Origin of the sequence: Halopseudomonas phragmitis, assembly GCF_002056295.1 — a bacterium.
Taxonomy (GTDB): Bacteria; Pseudomonadota; Gammaproteobacteria; order Pseudomonadales; family Pseudomonadaceae; genus Halopseudomonas; species Halopseudomonas phragmitis.
This window is the reverse complement of sequence record NZ_CP020100.1, coordinates 3,174,061-3,193,296: the sequence shown is the minus strand read 5'-3', so window position 1 is coordinate 3,193,296 and position 19,236 is coordinate 3,174,061. Positions and strand designations below refer to the sequence as shown.

17 protein-coding genes are annotated in these 19,236 nt (G+C 59.4%); 13 read left to right on the top strand and 4 right to left on the bottom strand.

The window, feature by feature from the left end:
* The first annotated feature begins 34 nt into the window (after positions 1–34).
* The 5 genes from aroC to BVH74_RS14780 all read left to right on the top strand — a co-directional run bounded on the left by aroC (position 35) and on the right by BVH74_RS14780 (position 3,998).
* Positions 35–1,126, top strand: a complete 1,092-nt coding sequence (aroC, locus tag BVH74_RS14800) for a chorismate synthase (RefSeq protein ID WP_080050834.1) — start codon at positions 35–37, stop codon at positions 1,124–1,126.
* Between the two features lie 82 nt (positions 1,127–1,208).
* Positions 1,209–2,357: an MFS transporter gene (locus BVH74_RS14795; RefSeq protein ID WP_080050833.1), complete on the top strand. Its 1,149-nt coding sequence runs from the start codon at positions 1,209–1,211 to the stop codon at positions 2,355–2,357.
* An 85-nt stretch (positions 2,358–2,442) separates the two neighbouring features.
* Positions 2,443–2,976, top strand: coding sequence for a hypothetical protein (locus tag BVH74_RS14790; RefSeq protein WP_080050832.1), 534 nt, complete (start codon positions 2,443–2,445; stop codon positions 2,974–2,976).
* A 71-nt stretch (positions 2,977–3,047) separates the two neighbouring features.
* The gene (locus tag BVH74_RS14785; RefSeq protein WP_080050831.1) at positions 3,048–3,236 is read left to right on the top strand and encodes a PLDc N-terminal domain-containing protein; all 189 of its coding nucleotides are present in this window, start codon (positions 3,048–3,050) and stop codon (positions 3,234–3,236) included.
* Positions 3,237–3,998, top strand: a complete 762-nt coding sequence (locus BVH74_RS14780) for an SDR family oxidoreductase (RefSeq protein WP_205890171.1) — start codon at positions 3,237–3,239, stop codon at positions 3,996–3,998.
* 20 nt (positions 3,999–4,018) lie between these two features.
* On the opposite strand, the gene BVH74_RS14775 is transcribed toward BVH74_RS14780, so the two are convergent.
* Entirely contained in the window at positions 4,019–4,792 is a 774-nt protein-coding gene (locus BVH74_RS14775) for a ferredoxin--NADP reductase (protein WP_080050830.1), read from the bottom strand.
* 99 nt (positions 4,793–4,891) lie between these two features.
* Here BVH74_RS14775 and BVH74_RS14770 point away from each other — a divergent pair, with 99 nt between their 5' ends.
* Positions 4,892–5,773 (top strand): LysR family transcriptional regulator, encoded by an 882-nt coding sequence (locus BVH74_RS14770; RefSeq protein WP_080050829.1) that lies wholly within the window; start codon positions 4,892–4,894, stop codon positions 5,771–5,773.
* Positions 5,774–6,083: 310 nt separating this feature from the next.
* Here BVH74_RS14770 and BVH74_RS14765 read toward each other — a convergent pair whose 3' ends face one another.
* The 3 genes from BVH74_RS14765 to BVH74_RS14755 form a co-directional block, all read right to left on the bottom strand.
* Complete coding sequence (locus BVH74_RS14765; protein WP_080050828.1) at positions 6,084–6,623, bottom strand: glycine zipper 2TM domain-containing protein; 540 nt, start codon at positions 6,621–6,623, stop codon at positions 6,084–6,086.
* Positions 6,624–6,756: 133 nt separating this feature from the next.
* Entirely contained in the window at positions 6,757–8,712 is a 1,956-nt protein-coding gene (locus tag BVH74_RS14760) for a DUF389 domain-containing protein (protein WP_080050827.1), read from the bottom strand.
* Between the two features lie 76 nt (positions 8,713–8,788).
* Complete coding sequence (locus BVH74_RS14755) at positions 8,789–9,664, bottom strand: LysR family transcriptional regulator (RefSeq protein ID WP_080050826.1); 876 nt, start codon at positions 9,662–9,664, stop codon at positions 8,789–8,791.
* A gap of 145 nt (positions 9,665–9,809) precedes the next feature.
* Between BVH74_RS14755 and leuC the strand changes: the two genes are divergently transcribed.
* The 7 genes from leuC (at position 9,810) to truA (ending at position 19,219) form a co-directional block, all read left to right on the top strand.
* Positions 9,810–11,240: a 3-isopropylmalate dehydratase large subunit gene (leuC, locus tag BVH74_RS14750; protein WP_080050825.1), complete on the top strand. Its 1,431-nt coding sequence runs from the start codon at positions 9,810–9,812 to the stop codon at positions 11,238–11,240.
* Entirely contained in the window at positions 11,240–11,887 is a 648-nt protein-coding gene (gene leuD, locus BVH74_RS14745; RefSeq protein ID WP_080050824.1) for a 3-isopropylmalate dehydratase small subunit, read from the top strand. The genes leuC and leuD overlap by 1 nt, the downstream gene beginning before the upstream one ends.
* A 58-nt stretch (positions 11,888–11,945) precedes the next feature.
* The gene (gene leuB / locus BVH74_RS14740) at positions 11,946–13,025 is read left to right on the top strand and encodes a 3-isopropylmalate dehydrogenase (RefSeq protein ID WP_080051749.1); all 1,080 of its coding nucleotides are present in this window, start codon (positions 11,946–11,948) and stop codon (positions 13,023–13,025) included.
* Between the two features lie 79 nt (positions 13,026–13,104).
* Positions 13,105–14,217, top strand: a complete 1,113-nt coding sequence (asd, locus tag BVH74_RS14735; protein WP_080050823.1) for an aspartate-semialdehyde dehydrogenase — start codon at positions 13,105–13,107, stop codon at positions 14,215–14,217.
* A gap of 164 nt (positions 14,218–14,381) precedes the next feature.
* On the top strand, positions 14,382–15,401 hold the full coding sequence (locus tag BVH74_RS14730) for an aspartate-semialdehyde dehydrogenase (protein ID WP_080050822.1): 1,020 nt from the start codon (positions 14,382–14,384) through the stop codon (positions 15,399–15,401).
* Between the two features lie 168 nt (positions 15,402–15,569).
* Positions 15,570–18,359 carry a FimV/HubP family polar landmark protein gene (locus BVH74_RS14725; RefSeq protein ID WP_080050821.1) on the top strand — a complete coding sequence of 930 codons (2,790 nt, stop codon included), beginning with the start codon at positions 15,570–15,572 and terminating at the stop codon, positions 18,357–18,359.
* On the top strand, positions 18,359–19,219 hold the full coding sequence (gene truA / locus BVH74_RS14720) for a tRNA pseudouridine(38-40) synthase TruA (protein WP_080050820.1): 861 nt from the start codon (positions 18,359–18,361) through the stop codon (positions 19,217–19,219). The genes BVH74_RS14725 and truA overlap by 1 nt, the downstream gene beginning before the upstream one ends.
* Positions 19,220–19,236: the final 17 nt, after the last annotated feature.

The window sequence follows — 19,236 nt, the reverse complement described above, 5'->3', positions numbered from 1 at the left end:
TCTGAATCTTTGAATCTGACGTCGGGTACTGCGCATGTCCGGAAATACCATTGGCACTCTGTTCACTGTCACTACTGCCGGCGAGAGTCATGGCCCGGGCTTGATGGCAATTGTCGATGGTTGTCCGCCGGGTCTGGAGCTGTCTGTCGAGGATCTGCAGATCGAGCTGGATCGGCGCAAGCCGGGTACCAGCCGGCACACTACCCAGCGTCAGGAGGCCGATGAGGTCGAGATTCTCAGCGGCGTGTTCGAAGGGCGCACCACCGGCTGCCCGATTGGTCTGTTGATTCGAAATACCGATCAGAAATCCAAGGACTACTCGGCGATCAAGGATCTGTTTCGCCCGGCCCACGCCGACTACACCTACCACCACAAATACGGGCTCCGTGATTACCGTGGCGGTGGCCGCAGTTCCGCCCGGGAAACCGCCATGCGGGTCGCCGCTGGGGCCATTGCCAAGAAGTATCTTGCGAGTCTGGGAATCAGTGTGCGCGGTTACATGAGCCAGCTCGGGCCGATCGAAATTCCGTTCAAGAGCTGGGAAGCCGTGGGCCAGAATGCATTCTTCAGCCCCGACCCGGACAAGGTGCCGGAACTGGAAGCCTACATGGACCAGTTGCGCCGTGATCAGGACTCGGTGGGTGCGCGCATTACCGTCGTGGCCGAGGGTGTGCCGCCGGGGCTTGGCGAGCCGATCTTTGACCGGCTGGATGCCGAGCTGGCCTATGCGCTGATGAGCATCAACGCGGTCAAGGGCGTTGAAGTCGGTGCCGGCTTCGCCTCGGTGGCCCAGCGCGGCACTGAGCACCGTGACGAATTGACCCCGGAGGGCTTTGTCAGCAACAACGCTGGCGGGGTTCTGGGTGGTATTTCCTCGGGGCAGCCGATCATTGCCCATCTGGCGCTCAAGCCGACTTCCAGCATTACCACGCCGGGCCGTTCGATCGATGTTGACGGCAATCCGGTCGAGGTCATTACCAAGGGCCGGCATGATCCCTGTGTAGGTATCCGGGCTACCCCGATCGCTGAGGCGATGATGGCGATTGTGCTGATTGATCATCTGTTGCGCCACCGGGCCCAGAATGCCGGGGTACAGGTGGTCACTCCGGTACTGGGGCAGCTGTAATCACCATGCTGACGGCGCGCAGTCCGGCGCGCCGGCCCGCTCAATCTCTCAGGGTTTGTTTTGAGGCGAGGGCCGCAGCGATATGAGCGGTGCGCTGCCTTACTGGCGTCTTTCCAACTTTTATCTGTTCTACTTCGCCCTGCTGGGTGGGGTGGCGCCGTTTCTGGCGTTGTACTTCGATCATCTGGGCTTTTCTCCTGCACGTATCGGTGAGTTGGTCGCGATCCCCATGCTGATGCGTTGCCTGGCCCCTAATCTCTGGGGCTGGCTGGGCGACCGCACCGGGCAGCGGCTACTGATCGTACGGCTAGGCTCACTGCTGACTGCACTGAGCTTCTGTCTGATTTTTCTGCGTCAGGACTATTGGTGGCTGGTACTGGTGATGGCTCTGCACAGTTTCTTCTGGCATGCGGTACTGCCGCAGTTCGAAGCCATCACCCTTGGGCATCTGGGTCCGCAGTCGGCGCGCTATAGCCGCATTCGTCTGTGGGGGTCGGTTGGCTTCATTCTGACTGTGGTTGGCCTGGGCTGGCTGTTTGGGCGTTTCAGTCTGGATCTGTATCCGGCCATGCTGTTGTTGATCATGCTTGGAATTATTCTGGCTAGTCTGCTGGTGCCGCCAGCGCCACGGTCGGCTGGACGCGGTGTTGAAGGCAGTAGTGGGTTTTGGCTGCAACTATGGCGGCCTGGAGTGCCAGCGTTCTTTCTCTGTGTCGCCTTGATGCAGCTATCCCATGGGCCTTACTACACCTTTCTGACCTTGCATCTGGAGGCCCTAGGCTACAGTCGGGGGCTGATTGGGTTGATGTGGGCGTTGGGTGTGGTGGCAGAGATCCTGCTGTTCATGGTCATGACCCGTGTGCTGGCGTTATTCAGCCTCAAACAGTTGTTGCTAACGAGCTTCATCCTGGCTGCCATCCGCTGGCTGTTACTGGGTGCGTTGGCTGACAATCTGGCCTGGTTATTGTTGGCTCAACTGCTGCACGCGGCGACCTTCGGCTGTTTTCACGTGGCGGCAATTCACTTTGTGCAGCGCAGCTTTCATGACCGCCAGCAAGGCCAGGGACAGGCACTTTATGCCACGCTGGCGGGCGTTGGCGGCGCCCTGGGAGCCCTCTACGCCGGTTATAGCTGGAGTTCGCTGGGGCCGCTGTGGACCTTTGTGCTGGCCAGCCTTGCGGCGGCCAGTGCAGCGCTGATTCTGGCTTTACGGCTGGATGCCAGGGTTTGAGTCGTTGCGACTTTAGCCGCCTTTCGGCATCGCCAGCGGGGCCGTATACTGCCCTCAACCCTTGCCGCCAACAGATATTCAGCCGATGACAGTTCTTGTTCTCTACGCCCACGATCAGCTTGCCTGCCCGCAGAAGCTCCTGACCCATGATGAGGATATCCTCGCGGCGTTGGCAGAGCAGGGGATTGGCCTGCAGCGTTTGGCGCCGGTTGAGCTGGCCGAGCAGGGCGACTGGCTGGCGGCGGGGCAGCAGATGCTGCGAGAGCAGCTACCAGGCAGTGATTACAGTGCCGGCGAGCTGCGCAGCTACGAAGGGTTGCCGGCCTATGCCGAAGCGACCAGCCAATCAATCGAACCGGCCTGCCAGCATGCCCGGCCTTTAGGCTGGTTGTTGCTGAGCGGAGCCGGCACGCTGTTTCTGCAGCGGGGGACGCAGATTCTGGCTGTATGTTGTGAAGCCGGCAGCCTGCTGGAGCTGCCGGCGGACACGCCGTTGAGCTTCGTGCCCAGGGTCGGGCAGGGCTGTTTGCTGCTATGCCTGGCCAGCACGCCTGACGACTTGCGCGGACAGCCGCTGACGGCTGATCCTTTCGTCGGGCTGGAGCCGCTGGATCTTTAACGAAGCGCTCTTATGCGTCTGGGCTATAGTGTCACAGGGACAATCCCGACAGACGAGCAAGGAGCAGTCCGATGAATATGAATGTCAGCGGCATTTTTGGTTTGATCATCCTGTTGCTGGATATCTGGGCCATCGTCAATATCGTTCAAAGTGGTGCGACTAATGGCGCCAAGGTGCTGTGGATCGCTCTGGTGGTGTTGTTGCCCGTGTTGGGACTGATTATCTGGTTTGTGGCCGGACCGCGAGGAGGGCGCACCTGAGTGGAGCGTGAAGTTGTCAGGGTGGCGTTGGTTACAGGCGCTGCCCGGGGCATTGGTAAAGGGATTGCCACCAGCCTGCTGCGTGCAGGTTGGTCGGTGGTGATTGCGGATATCGATGAACTGGCCGGCCAGGCGGCCGCTGAAGAGTTGGCACGGCTGGGCGTGGTGGAGTTCGTGACGCTGGACGTGAGTGACGAGGCGGCGGTTATTCGCTGTCTGGAGCGGATCGAAGAGGACTTTGGTCAGCTTGACGGCTTGGTCAACAATGCCGGAATTGCCGATCCTGATAGCGGTCCGCTGGAGCAATTGACTCTGGAAGCCTGGAATCGCTGGCTGACAACCAGCCTGACCGGCAGTTTTCTGGTCAGCAAGCATGCGCTCAGGCTGCTGCGAGAAAGCGGTGGAGCTATCGTCAATATCGCCTCGACCCGGGCCTTGCAGTCGGAAGCCAATACTGAGGCCTATGCCGCCAGCAAGGGTGGGTTGGTGGCGCTGACTCATGCCATGGCCGTGAGTCTGGGGCCGGACATTCGGGTCAATGCGGTCAGCCCAGGCTGGATTGATACCAGGCCGCCAGCGTTGCAGGCCAGCGATCCGCTGCGCGCACTGGATCATGAACAGCACTCCGTCGGGCGGGTTGGTCAGCCTGAGGATATAGGGGCGCTGGTGAGTTTTTTGCTGAGCCCGGAAGCAGGATTCATCACCGGGCAGAATCTGGTTGCCGATGGTGGCATGACGCGGCAGATGCTCTACGCCGAGTAGAGCATCCATCACAGCGAGAGTTATTTCTCAACGAAGGCGCGCTCAATCACATAGTGACCCTGGTCGCCGTGCCGGGCCTCCATAAACCCCCAGTCATCGAGAATGGCACAGGTGTCCTTGAGCATGCTTGGGCTGCCGCACAGCATGAAGCGGTCGTGCTCCAGGCTCGGTTTGGGTAGGCCAATATCTTCGAACAGCTTGCCACTGGTCATCAGGTCGGTCAGGCGGCCCTGGTTGTGGAACGGTTCACGCGTCACTGTCGGGTAATAGATCAGCTTGTCCTGAACCTGTTCGCCGAAATACTCATGGCTGGGCAGATGCTGGTTGATCAGGTCCTGATAAGCCAGTTCGCGCACATGGCGGCAGCCATGGGTCAGAATCACCTTGTCATACTGCTCGTAGGTTTCCGGGTCCTGGATAATACTGATGAAGGGCGCCAGGCCAGTGCCGGTGCTAAGCAGATAGAGATTGCGGCCTGGCAGCAGGTGATCGAGCACCAGAGTGCCGGTCGGCTTTCGGCTGATGATGATCTGATCACCCTCACGAATGTTCTGCAGTCGCGAAGTCAGCGGGCCATCCGGCACCTTGATGCTGAAGAACTCAAGGGTGTCTTCGTAGTTGGGGCTGGCGATGCTGTAGGCGCGCATCAGTGGCCGGCCCTCGACCTCAAGGCCGATCATGATGAAATGGCCATTCTTGAAGCGGAACCCGGAGTCACGTGTGGTGCGAAAACTGAACAGGTTATCGGTCCAGTGGTGGACACTGAGTACGCGTTCGGTATTGAAGCCAGCCATGAAATCCCCCTTTACGTTCTTGATTGCCGGCAGTGTAGCGGTTGGTTAATCTATCGGTTAAGCGATTAATTTTTATTTTGATAATCGAGAAAATCGATAATGAGATACACCTTGCGTCAATTGGAAGTGTTCCTGGCCGCAGCTCACCACAACAATCTGACTCGTGCGGCAGAGAGCCTGGCCATGTCGCAATCGGCGGCCAGTAGTGCCTTGCGTGATCTTGAGTCGCAGTTTGATGTGCAGTTGTTCGACCGGGTGGGCAAGCGGCTTCAGCTCAATGAGCTGGGGCAGAGCGTCAGGCCCCGGGCCGAGGCCTTGCTGGAGCAGGCCCGGCAATTGGAACTGACGTTGCAGCGCCATCAGGATATTGGTCATCTCAAGGTCGGTGCGACCCTAAGTATTGGTAATTACCTGGCGGTTGAAATCATGGCCCGCTATATGGGCGAACAGGCGGGAGCGCGGGTTGAGCTGGAAGTGGCCAATACTTCGACGATTGTGCGCAAAGTGGCGAATTTCGAGCTGGATATCGGCCTGATCGAAGGTGAGGTACACCACCCGGAACTGGATATGCTGCCTTGGCGTGATGATGAGTTAGTAGTGTTCTGTGCGCCAGACCATCCTTGGGCCGGCAAGCCCTGGCTGAGCGATGAGCAATTGCTGGCGACTGAGTGGATTGTGCGTGAATCAGGCTCGGGCACCCGTCAGCATTTCGACTGGGCGATGCATGGGTTGCTTCCGGAGTTGAACATCAAGCTTGAGCTACAGCACACCGAAGCGATCAAACGTGCGGTTGAGGCGGGACTGGGAGTCGGTTGTCTGTCAGCGATTACTCTGGTCGATGCGTTCCGGCGCGGGAGCCTGGTGCCGCTACCGGTTCCGCAACGCAATTTTCATCGACGCTTCTACTTTGCCTTGCAGCGCAACAAGTTCCGCAGTGCCGGTATGCAGCGCTGGCTGGAAATGTGCCGCGAGAGTGGTTGAGCAGGTATAAAGGAAACACTGATTAAGCCAGTTTCTGTGTCGGCCCAATTGTCGCTGACCTGTTCTGGACACGCCGTGAACCCCCTCCGGGTCCGGCCAACCGATCACAGATCGGTCGGCGTTCGGCTGCGCACCAAGCATGCTTGGTAAACGCTTGCCTCACCCCTGGGGGCTTGACGATGCCCATCCGGGGCATCGACAGTCCAGAACAGGTCAGCGCCACCCGGGCTGCCGGGCTTGTGCGCAATTAATCAGTGTTTGTTCTAAAAAAACGGAGCCAAGAGGGCTCCGTTTTATGTTGGCAATCCGATTACTGGCCGGCCAGCACCAGTTGGCCGTCATGCAGCGGAATCTGGTCGCCAGGGTGATGGTCCATGCGGACACTGCCAACCTGCTCACCGATCCGGTAGTCAACCTGATAGCCGACCACTTTGGCGTGGCTGTCATAGACGGTTTCACAGCGCCGTTCGGTGGTGGTGTAGGTGTTATTGTTCTGCAGGTGTTCCTGAGTCCGGTTACCGGCATAGCCGCCGGCTGCCGCGCCAGCGATGGTGGCCAGTTTTTTGCCACTGCCGCCGCCTACCTGATTGCCCAGCACCCCGCCGACAACAGCGCCAGCGACGGTTCCGGTGATTCTGTGTTGATCCTGGACCGGTTTTTGCCGGGTTACGGCTACGTCCTGGCATACCTGGCGAGGAGTGCGTTCGGTTTCCTTGATCTCGGCAACCTTGATGACCTCAGCGTGGGTCGGTGGTTTGCTGCTGGTCAATGCACTGTAGCCGGCAATTGCACCGCCCGCAGTGGCTACCACCGCGCCGATAACGATACCTGACAGCATTGATTTATTCATGGTTCTGGCTCCAAGGCTTGCATGGCCGGCAGTTCATTGGCCGGCGCTTATCATAGGTTGATTGCTCTCGGACACTTCCCTGTTGTCTGTGGCTTGAGACCTTGCAATTGTGCTACTGGTTCCCTTGGGACTACTAATTCTGTGATGTTGGTCGCATCCTTATGCGGGTGTTCAGTTCCAGCATGACTGGCCGCTGCCAGTGCATTTCCAGGCGTGTTTTAAGGGCACGCAGGTCAGCCAGCAGGATTGGCTGTTCGGCGACAAGGTCGCCGCGAATAACGATGACCTCGCCCTGACGAGTGACTTGCGGGCCGATCATGCTCATGCTTTTGCCGTGGATACTGAATGGCTCGCGAGTCAGGTCACGCTCGATTTGCCAGCGGTCCTGCATGTCGCTGAAGGCAATGGTCAGCGGGACTGCAACCGCTGCCAGCAGCGCGGCGGAGATCGCCAGGCCGCGCTTGGCCTTGACCAGCGGGGCGTAACCGAGCACCAGAAAGGTCAGCGCGGCACTCAGGGCGATACCCACCAGGTTGGTCAGGAACAGCAGCATGGCGCCGCTGAACACTTCCCACTGCCACCAGCCGATGCCGATACCGGCTACCGACAGCGGTGGCACCAGTGCTACAGCGATGGCTACACCTGGCAGGCTCTTCATCACACTTTCGCGTGCATGGGCGTAACCTCCGGCAATACCAGAGGCCACTGCTACGCCCAGGTCGAGCAGGTTGGGGTGCAGGCGTCCAGCCATTTCCGGGGTGATCTTGTCGATTGGGATTAGCAGGGCGATCAGACTGGCGGTTGTCAATGCCAGCAAGACACCAATTCCTATAGTGGCCAGTGACCGCTGCAGCAGCAGGCGGTCGCCGCGCAACAGCCCCATGGCCAGAGAGATGATGGGAGCCATCAGCGGGGCCAGGACCATTGCGCCGATGATCACCGCGGCGCTGGAGAGAAACAGGCCGAGGCTGGCAACAATCACGCTGAGCACCATCAGCGCAATGTAGTGCGAGTGAGCCTGGGCATTGTCGCGCAGCAGCAGGAACAGGTCCTTGAAGTCATCTTCCAGCGCCCGGGTGAACAGTGGCAGGTGGTGCTGGATCATGTTCAGACGGGTTTCATTGAGTGGCAGGTTGTCGACCTTCATGGTGTCCTTGACCTGGGTGCTACCGTTTTGTCCAGCTTGGACGATGGGGCCAGCGTTTAGCCGGACTGCGCCGGGGTAGAGCTGCAGTTCAATACAACTGGCCTCATGCTTGCGCCCGTCGATGAAATAGCTCAGTGGTCGGCTCGACTCAATCTTCAGGTACTGGCTCTTGATGTAGCTCAGTGCCCTGGGCAGGCGCTTGACCCCCGCTTCGCCACGCAAAATTGCGGTGACCAGAAAGCCCAGGTACTCGCTGATGGACTTTGGTGCAATCAGCACGGTGGAAATCTTGCCATCCTGGGCCGACAGGCTGGTGTTGATCAGCCGGGCGGCGGCGCAGTTGATATCGTTCTCTATGGCGACCAGGCCGGTGATTGCAGTTTTGAGGGTGACCTCGCGGCCAGTGGTCAGGGTGACGGCGAAGGGTTTGATATTCAGCAAGTTGCGCAGGCTACTCCAGACCAGGGCCAGGCGGTACAGCAGAAGCTGCCAGAGGGATGAGCGGCGGTTTAGATAAGTCTTGCTGCGCTGATCGAGAAACGGGGTTTCACCGAGCATGAGCATGCCCAGTACCACCTGCTCGTTGCAGCGCATGATGTCCAGCGCGGTGCTGTCTGAGGAAAAGGCCAACTGAAGCGCCTCTTCGGGCTGGGTTGGGATGTTGAACCACTTGTGCAGGCGACTTCTGGGATTGAGCGGAATGACGCCAAGCGAGAAATTCAGGGTTTTGGCCAGATTGACGTGCTCGGTCATGTCTTCATCGTCGGCCAGAATGACGACATGGTCGGTCTGGTCCAGGCAGCGCCCGGGCTGGCTGAAAAACTCTTCGGTGGTGAATTCGAACAGTTCGATGGCCTGTGTCGCCGCATATTCGCGGATCGACTCGAGGCGGTTGGCGTGGGCTTGCGGGTAAACGACCAGAGCTTTGTTGTGGAGCGACACCGGACAATCCTTGCGCGGCTGATGGAATGATTGGAGTGTATGTTGCCGCGCACAGGCTCGCCAGCGACGCTGGTTATTACTGGCTGGGTTCGGCTTGCAGCAGCTCGATCAGTGCGCTGGCAGCGTTCGAGCGGGTCCTCCCGCTATGCCAGATGCAGCCGAGCTGGCGTTGCAACTGTACACCGGGGATGTTCAGCACATGAACCTGGTTATCGAGCATGGTGCGCGGAAGCACGCTCCAGGCCAGGCCGATCGATACCATCATCTTGATGGTTTCCATGTAGTTGGTACTCATGCCGATATCGGGCCTGATGCCGTGTTGCTCAAACAGGGCGCTGACCACCCGGTGGGTAAAGGTATTGGGCCCGGGGAAAACCGCGGGGTAGTCGGCCAGACGCTTGAGACTCACTTCACTGAGCTGGCTCAGCGGATGTTCTGGCGCGCTGACAAACTCCAGTGGATCATTCCAGATAGTGTGAGCCATGATCGGGGCTTCGATCTGGGGCGCCAGGGTGATGATTGCCAGCTCGATTTCTCCGTGCAGCACCTTGTCATAGGCGACTTCGGAATCAAGGAACTGGATATCCAGCGCTACCCCCGGATAGGCTTTGGTGAACCGGCGCAACACCGGCGGCAGGCGGTGCAGACCGATGTGATGGCTGGTGGCCATGCTCAGGCGGCCACGTACCTGGCCGGACAGATTACCCAGAGCCCGGCGGGTGTCGCTGAGCACCTGCAAAATCTGCTCGGCCCGAGGCTTCAGCGCACGCCCGGCTTCGGTCAGACTGATATGCCGGCCGATCCTGTCAAACAGTCGGGTGTCGAGCTGTTGCTCAAGCATCGCGATACGTTTGCTGACTGCTGGCTGAGTCAGGTGCAACTGTTCGGCAGCCCGGGAAAACGAGCCGCTGTCGGCGACGGCGAGAAAAGCTACCAGGTTGGCAGTATCCATGTTGGATTCCTCTTGGTTATCCAATGCATGAATATTATGAATTAGTTTTATTGTTGGCCAGCGCTTATCATGGCTTCGTCATTAAAACGCACTGGCGGGCGACCATTGGCGCACCGGCAGTCACAGCCTGATCCAGGAGTTCAGCATGTCCGGCAAGACGCTCTACGACAAGCTCTGGGACCAGCATCTCGTCAAGCAACGGGATGATGGTTCGGCCCTTATTTATATTGATCGCCACCTGCTGCACGAGGTTACCTCGCCGCAGGCCTTCGAGGGGTTGCGCCTGGCCGGGCGCAAGCCATGGCGGATCGACGCCAACCTGGCCACGCCAGACCACAACGTGCCGACCACCAATCGTAGTGCTGGTGTTGCCGGTATCGAAGACGAAGTCTCGAAGTTGCAGGTTGTAACCCTGGACGAGAACTGCGACGACTTCGGGATCCTCGAGTTCAAGATGACCGATCGTCGTCAGGGTATCGTCCACGTGGTTGGCCCAGAGCAGGGCGCCACCCTGCCGGGCATGACCATCGTCTGCGGTGACTCGCACACTGCCACCCACGGCGCCTTCGCCGCTCTGGCTCATGGCATTGGTACCTCCGAGGTCGAACATGTGCTGGCAACCCAGTGCCTGGTGGCCAAGAAAATGAAAAACATGCTGGTCAAGGTCGAAGGCACGCTCGGCTTCGGCGTTACCGCCAAGGATATAGTGCTGGCGGTGATCGGCAAGATTGGTACTGCCGGCGGCAATGGCCACGCGATCGAGTTCGGTGGCTCGGCCATTCGTGAGCTGTCGATGGAAGGGCGCATGACCATCTGCAACATGGCGATCGAAGCGGGTGCTCGGGTTGGCTTGGTAGCCTGCGATGAGAAGACCATCGCTTACGTCAAGGATCGTCCCTATGCACCGAAGGGAGCGGACTGGAATGTCGCTGTTGCAGCTTGGCAGGGCCTGGTTTCGGATGCTGACGCCAGGTTCGACAGCGTGGTCGAGCTCGATGCTGCCCAGATCAAGCCGCAGGTGTCATGGGGTACTTCGCCGGAGATGGTCGTGCCGGTCGATGATCGGGTGCCGGATCCGGCAGTTGAAACGGATGCGGTCAAACGCAGTGGCTATGAGCGGGCCTTGCAGTACATGGGCCTGGAAGCCAATCAGCCGATTACTTCGATCAAGGTTGACCGGGTGTTCATCGGCTCATGCACCAACTCGCGGATCGAGGATCTGCGCGCTGCCGCGGTGGTGGCCAAGGGGCGCCGGGTGGCCGCGAGTGTCAAGCAAGCGATGGTGGTGCCGGGTTCTGGTCTGGTCAAGGAGCAGGCTGAGCGTGAAGGGCTGGACGTGATCTTCAAGGCCGCCGGTTTCGAGTGGCGCGACCCGGGTTGCTCCATGTGTCTGGCGATGAACCCTGATCGCCTGCAGTCCGGCGAGCATTGCGCTTCGACCTCGAACCGTAACTTCGAAGGCCGCCAGGGCAATGGCGGACGTACTCACCTGGTCAGCCCGGCGATGGCGGCCGCCGCCGCGGTGGCAGGTCATTTTGTCGATGTTCGTGAAATGCTCGCAGAGGAGGCCCGCTGATGAAGGCTTTTACCCAGCATACCGGCCTGGTGGCTCCGCTCGATCGGGCCAATGTAGATACCGATCAGATCATTCCCAAGCAGTTTCTCAAGTCGATCAAGCGTACCGGCTTTGGTCAGAACCTGTTCGATGAGTGGCGTTATCTGGATGAGGGCTACCCTGGGCAGGATTGTTCCAAGCGCCCGTTGAATCCGGAGTTCGTGCTCAATCTGCCGCGTTATCAAGGTGCTAGCGTACTGCTGGCGCGCAAGAATTTTGGTTGTGGATCGAGCCGCGAGCATGCGCCCTGGGCGCTGGATGAGTACGGTTTCCGCACCGTGATCGCGCCGAGCTTTGCCGATATTTTCTTCAACAACAGCTTCAAAAATGGTTTGTTACCTATTGTTTTATCTGAAGAAGATGTTGATGAATTGTTCAGGCAGGCAGAAGCGGAAGAGGGTTATGAGCTGACCATCGATCTGGCCGCTCAGACCGTGACTCGACCGGACGGCAAGCAGTACGGTTTTGAAATCGATGCTTTTCGCAAGCACTGCCTGCTCAACGGGTTGGACGATATTGGTCTGACTCTGCAGGATGCCGAGGCCATTCGCAGCTTCGAGCAAAAGCACCGCCAGAGCCAGCCATGGCTGTTCGGGGCAATCAAGTAAAGCGATGAGCTGGCGGCCTCTGGCCGCCACATCTGAATATTGGGAGCTGTACAAGTACATGAAAAATATCCTTATCCTCCCCGGTGATGGTATTGGTCCGGAGATCATGGCCGAAGCGGTCAAGGTGCTGAACGTTGCCAACGACAAGTTCGACCTGGGGGTAGAGCTGAGTCATGACGATCTGGGCGGTGCCGCCTATGATCGTTATGGGGTGCCGCTGGCTGATGAAACCCTGGAGCGCGCGCGCGTTGCTGATGCGATCCTGCTCGGTGCAGTGGGTGGCCCCAAGTGGGACACAATTGACCCGGCACTGCGCCCCGAGCGCGGCCTGCTGAAGATCCGTTCTCAGCTGGGGTTGTTCGGCAATCTGCGTCCTGCTCTGCTGTATCCGCAACTGGCCGCCGCTTCGACACTCAAGCCTGAGGTGGTATCGGGGCTGGATATTCTGATCGTGCGCGAACTGACGGGCGGCATCTACTTCGGCCAGCCGCGCGAGCGCAAGGTGCTGGATAACGGCGAGCGGATGGCCTACGACACGCTGCCCTACAGCGAAAGCGAAGTGCGCCGGATTGCCAAGGTGGCCTTCGATATGGCGATGGTGCGCAACAAGAAGCTCTGTTCGGTCGACAAGGCCAACGTGCTGGCTTCCAGTCAGCTCTGGCGTGAAGTGGTCGAGGAAGTGGCCAGGGACTATCCCGAGGTCGAGCTGTCGCACATGTATGTAGATAATGCCGCCATGCAGCTGGTGCGTGCACCCAAGCAGTTCGATGTGATCGTTACCGACAACATGTTCGGCGATATCCTTTCCGACCAGGCCTCGATGCTGACCGGTTCGATTGGCATGCTGCCGTCGGCCTCGCTGGATGCCGGCAACAAGGGCATGTACGAGCCCTGCCACGGCAGTGCCCCGGATATTGCCGGACAGGGTGTAGCCAACCCGCTGGCGACCATCTTGTCGGTGTCGATGATGCTGCGTTACAGCTTCAATGAAGTGGCCGCGGCCGATGCGATCGAACAGGCGGTGAGTCTGGTGCTGGACCAGGGGCTGCGTACCGGCGATATCATGGCCGAAGGTTGCCAGAAAGTCGGTACCGTACAGATGGGTGACGCCGTGGTCGCGGCGCTGAAAAACCTGTAATCTGTACGACTTTCCATCGCGCCCGGCCTCGGTCGGGCGTAGCTGTCTATGAATTGTTACCCCACGGGGGGTTGTTGTCATGAAAAGAGTTGGTCTGGTTGGCTGGCGTGGCATGGTCGGATCCGTGCTGATGCAGCGCATGCGTGAAGAAAATGACTTCGCTGCGATCGAGCCAGTGTTCTTCACCACCTCCAATGTCGGAGGTCGTGGTCCGGATGTGGGCAAGGACATTCCTGCGCTAAAGGACGCCTTTGACCTGGAATCGCTCAAGCCGATGGATGTGATCATTACCTGTCAGGGTGGTGACTACACTCAGGCGGTTTATCCGAAGCTGCGGGCTGAAGGCTGGAACGGCTACTGGATCGACGCGGCTTCGACGCTGCGGATGGAAGATGACGCGGTGATCATTCTCGACCCGGTCAACCGTCGCAGTATCGATCAGGCGCTGCGCGACGGGGTCAAGACCTTTGTTGGTGGCAACTGCACCGTCAGCCTGATGCTGATGGGGCTGGGCGGGCTGTTTGAGAACGGCCTGGTCGAGTGGATGAGTGCCATGACCTATCAGGCTGCCTCTGGCGCCGGCGCCCAGAACATGCGTGAGCTGATCAATCAGATGGGGGCGATCAAGGGAAGTGTGGCTGACGAGTTGGCCGATCCGGCCAGCGCGATCCTCGATATCGACCGCAAGGTCGCCGACACCCTGCGTGGCGAGTCTTTCCCGGCCGAGCATTTCGGCGTACCGCTGGCTGGCAGTCTGATTCCCTGGATCGACAAGCAGTTGCCGAACGGCCAGAGCCGTGAGGAGTGGAAGGCTCAGGCTGAAACCAACAAGATCATTGGTCGCAGTGCCCGGCCAATTCCGGTTGACGGCATCTGTGTGCGGATCGGTGCGATGCGTTGCCATAGCCAGGCTCTGACCATCAAGCTGAACAAGGACGTGCCGCTGGCTGATATCGAAGCCATGCTCGATGCGCACAACCCTTGGTCTAAGGTGGTGCCCAATGCCAAGGAAGATACTCTGCGCGATCTGACCCCGACCGCCGTGACCGGTACTCTGACTGTGCCGGTGGGGCGCTTGCGCAAGCTCAACATGGGCTCGCAGTATCTGTCGGCCTTTACTGTCGGTGATCAGTTGCTGTGGGGGGCCGCCGAGCCTCTGCGGCGGATGCTGCGCATCCTGCAGGAAGGTTGAGATGGTCGGGCGGCAGGCCGCCCGGCTATAGGAGGGCACCCCTGTGCAAGCGGGGGTGCCCTTTGTGTTTGAGTTGTGCTGATATTCAGTCGGGTGCTGACCAGGTTGGTGCTGATTGAACCGTCAGATTATGTGTAATCAAAGAAAGTGAGACCGGAAGGCTTATGAGTGCAGCCGTGAGTGTGGCGATTGTTGGGGTTGAGAATCTGGCAGGGGAGGCGGTCCTGGCCGTGCTTGAGGATCATGAGTTCTCCTTCGCTCAGGTGCGCCTGGTGGATCTTGAAGCCGTTGCCGGCGGTCGATTGATGGTCAAGGGGCAAAGCCTCAAGGTCGAGCCGCTGGAACGTTTTGATTTCACCGAAGTGCAGGCAGTTCTGTTTCTTGGTGATCCGGCGCTGACCAATGACTGGGCCGACAAGGCCAGTGTTGCGGGTTGTATGGTGGTGGATACGACTGGTGCTTTGCGTGAATGTCCAGAGGTGCCGCTGGTGGTGGCCGGGGTCAATGATGAGGTGCTGGCCGGCTGCACCCGGGGTGCAAAAGTTTGTGCCGCCGATAGTCAGGTGGTGCAGGCAGCACTGGCTGTGCAGCCGCTGCTGAGTGCAGGGCTTGAAGCGCTGGTGCTGGCAACCTATCAATCGATGTCGACCCGAGGGCAGGAGGCGCTAGAGGCGCTGGCCATGCAGACGGGTAAGCTGCTCAATGGCCAGCCGGTCGAGAAGGGCGTGTTTGACAAGCAGGTAGCGTTCAATCTGTTGGCCCGGGTTGGTGAGCCGCTGGATGATGGTGGCACTCTGCCGGAGCAGCAGTTCGCTGAGGATCTGCGCCGAGTGTTGGGTCTGCCGCAGTTGCTGGTATCGATCACCTGCGTGCTGGTGCCGCTGTTCTATGGCAATGCCCAGGTGCTGCAAGTGCAAACCCGAGAAACCCTCGAGCTCAAGCGTATCAATAGCGCGATTCGCAAACTCGATGGTCTGAAACTGCTGGACAAGCCAGCGGCTGGGGGCTTCCCGACGCCGGTTACCGATGCCACCGGCAGCGATCAGGTGTGGGTGGGGCGTTTGCGTACCGACTCCGGGGATTCGCGTCGGATTAATATGTGGACTGTGTCGGATAATCTGCGAAAAGGTGTGGCACTTAATAGTCTTCAGACGGTTGAGCTGTTGATAAAAGGCTTGTTGTAATCGATACTTGCTGTTGATTTCGTATCCAGCAGCTTAGGTTTATTGCCTTGACGGGTTGCCTGGACTCAGCGATTTTAGGTTGTCCGGATTGGGTGGGGAGGTAGTTGGCCAATCCGGGCAATGGTTCTGCAGACGCGAGAGAAAACGATAAAGCAAAGGATTTTCGCTATGGTTCGCAAACTGGTTTTGGCCGTCGCCGCAGCAAGCGCCTTGATGTCTTCGGGTGTGGTTCAGGCGTTGGGAGTAGGCGAGATCAATCTGCACTCGGCTCTGAATCAGCCGTTGCAGGCAGATATCGAGCTGTTGCAGGTTCGCGACTTGTCCAGTGCGGAGATTCTGGCCGCACTGGCAACGCCGGACGACTTCGGTCGAGCTGGTATCGAGCGCCCCTTCTTCCTGACCGACTTGAAATTCACGCCGGTGGTGGAGGGTGGCCGGGCCTTGATCCGGGTGACTTCCGAGCGGCCGGTGCGTGAACCCTATCTTAACTTCCTGATTGAGGTGCGCTGGCCGTCCGGGCGCGTGCTGCGGGAATTTACTCTGCTGCTTGACCCGCCGCTATATCAGCCAGCTGCGGTCACTTCTGTTTCGGCCCCGGTTACCCCGCCGGCAACCCCTCCTGCTCCGATCGTTCGCGCGCCGACCCCGGTTGCCGCGCCAGCCGCGGCGGCTCCAGTGCGGGCCGCAGCTGCTCGGAGCGAATTGCAGACCAGCCGCTCTGATACGCTCTGGGATATCGCCCTGCAGAATCGCCCGGCTGGCGCTTCTGTACACCAAACCATGTTGGCGATTCTGGACCTGAACCCCCATGCGTTCATTGATGGCAACATCAATCAACTGCGGGCTGGCCAGACTCTGCGCCTGCCTGACGCAGAGCAGGCCCGTAGCCGCAGTCAGGCTGACGCAATTGCCCAGGTCGCTCAGCAAAACGCCAGTTGGCAGGCTGCGCGCCAGGCTCAGGCTGGTCAACGGCAACTTGATGCACGTCAGCGTGAAACCGCAGGGGCGGCGCCGGCGCAGGCCGAGCGGGGCGATGCGCTGCGCCTGGTGGCGGCTGCTGATGAGTCGGTCGATGGCGGCGCCGATGCTGCCGATCAGGCTGGTAACGGCCAGTTGCGCGATGTGCTGGATCGAACCAAGGAACAGTTGGATTCGACCGAGCGTGAAAAGGCTGAGCTGAACGAACGTCTGGCTGAAGTTCAGGGCCAGCTCGACACGCTGCAACGCTTGCTGGAACTCAAGGATGCCCAGTTGGCTGCCTTGCAGCAGGAACTGGGTCGCGATGAGGCTCTGCCGGACATCCTGCCTGAGCCCCTGGATGAGACAGTGGCTGAGCAGGAGCTCGAGCAGGTATCTGAGGAACTGGTTGAAGAGGCCGCTCAGGACCTCGCCGGGCAGCCGACAGAACGTGATGAGCTGGCTGAGCTTGAGCGCATCGAACAGGACTTGAGTGAAGATGAAGAGCCTGTGCCGGCGGCAACTATCGCTGGTCAGGAGCCTGGTGCTGGCGATGCGATAACTCCGCCTAGCCCACCAAGTGCTGATGTGACGCCGGCCTCGAGCGTAGATCAATCGCCGGAAGCCATGTTGCAGCGACTGATGCAGAACCAGACACTGTTGCTGGGTGGTGGTGCCCTGGCACTGCTGGTGCTGCTGTTGGTGTTGATGGCTGTGGCTCGTCGCAACGCCCGGCGTGAAGCGGAAATGGTTGAAGAGTTTATTGCCGAAACTGACAGGGAGAGTGACGATACCCAGTCAGCCAGCGATGATTTCAATGTCGCCCTGGCGGGCTTCGATGAGCTTGAGGGTAGCGAAGAACTGGATATTGCCGGTGACCCGCTGACCGAGGCCGATGCGCTGATTGCTTATGGTAAGCTGGATGAAGCAGCGGACGTGCTGCAGGCTGCGGTTGGGGCTGATCCTGAGCGCGATGAGCTGCGGCTCAAACTGATGGAAGTGCATGCCCTGCGTAACAATAGCCTCGGCTATGCCGCCCAGGCTGAAGTGCTGCGTAATAAGAGCACTGCGCAAAACGAGTTGCAGGCACTGGATGCTCGCTTCCCGTTGATGGCGGCTGCAGCCTTGGGGGCGGCAGCGGCGGTTGCCGAAGATGAGCGGGACCAGCCGATTGACTATCCCGCAGCCCAGGCTACCGATGATGCGGTCAGTACTGGCAAGCCTGCTGAGTCTGAAGTAGCCGATGACCTGGATTTTGACTTCAGTGACTTTGAAGCAGAGTTGAACGAGAGTCAGTTGGATGCTGAAGGTTCTGCTGAAGCTGCTGTAGTGGACTTCTCGCTGGATGAGCCGTCGCTGACGGACGAGCAGGAAAGTGCTGAGAGCAGCGAGAGTGCCGAGAGTGCCGAAAGCGCTTTCGATCTGGATTTCGACCTGGATGCTCTTGAGCCGGAAACACCAGCGGAGTCTGCGCAAGAGCCCGCCGAAGAGCTGACCTCGCTCGATCTGAGCGAAGACTTCGATCTGTCGCTCACCGATGATCTGCAGGCCGATAACCTGCTGGCCGAGTTTGAGGCTGGCGAGCCGGTTCAGGATGGGCCGTTGAGCGTTGAAGACGAGCCGCAGGCTGGTGATGATGCGTTTGCCCTGTCTGATGAAGATCTGATGGGCTTTGAGGATGAGCTCAGCTCGGCGATGGCGGCGCAGGGCGCCCAGCTTGAAGAGGCCGATGGCGATGCGGCCGATGACCTCGGCGACGCAGCTGAGGATACTGCCAGTCCGGCAGAGCAGGGTGTGCCATTGGGGGATGACATGGATGATGATGAGTTTGACTTCCTCTCTGGTACTGACGAGTGCGCGACCAAGCTGGATCTGGCTCGGGCCTATATCGACATGGGCGACAATGAAGGTGCCCGGGATATCCTCTCCGAGGTGATCGATGAAGGTAACGAGCAACAGAAGCAGGAAGCTCGTAGCATGATGGAGACATTGACTGACTGATGAGCAGTGATTCCAATCACTTCGACGCGGCCGCCCATGGGGCGGCCGCTGTTGTTTCCAGGGTGGCAGCCTGTGTCGAATACCGCGGGACCGCCTATCGAGGCTGGCAGCGCCAGGAAGAGGGTGTGCCCAGCGTTCAGGAAGCGGTTGAAAAGGCGTTGTCTCGGGTGGCTAATCACCCGGTCCAGGTCGCCTGCGCCGGGCGCACTGACGCTGGGGTGCATGCTTCCTGCCAAATCATTCACTTCGACAGTAACGCCCGTCGTCAGCCGCTGAACTGGATTCATGGCGCGAATGCCAATCTGCCCCCTGATATCAGTCTGAGCTGGGTTAAGGTCGTGCCCATGGATTTTCATGCCCGCTTCTCGGCCATGGCCCGGCGTTACCGCTACGTCATCTACAACGACCCGATTCGCCCGGCGCATCTGGCTCACGAGGTGACCTGGAATTACCGGCCTCTGGACTTTGAGCGGATGCAGCGGGCATCCCGGGTGCTGGTGGGGGAGCATGACTTTACCTCGTACCGGGCCATCGGCTGCCAGGCCAAGTCGCCGGTCAAGACCGTGCACCATCTAGAGCTGATCCGCTTCGGTCGTTTCATCGTGCTGGATATTCGCGCCAACGCCTTTTTGCATCACATGGTGCGCAATATTGCCGGGGTGCTGATGCAGATTGGTGCTGGTGAGCGTCCAGAGAACTGGGCGGCGGAGGTTCTGCAGGCGCGAGATCGGCGTGAAGGCGGGCTGACCGCACCAGCCTATGGGCTTTATCTGGTGGATGTGACCTATCCCGAGCAGTTCGGATTGCCGCAGCGTTATATGGGGCCGCACTTTCTGGCGGCGCTGAACGCACAGGACTGACGCTGTCGGGGCGATCT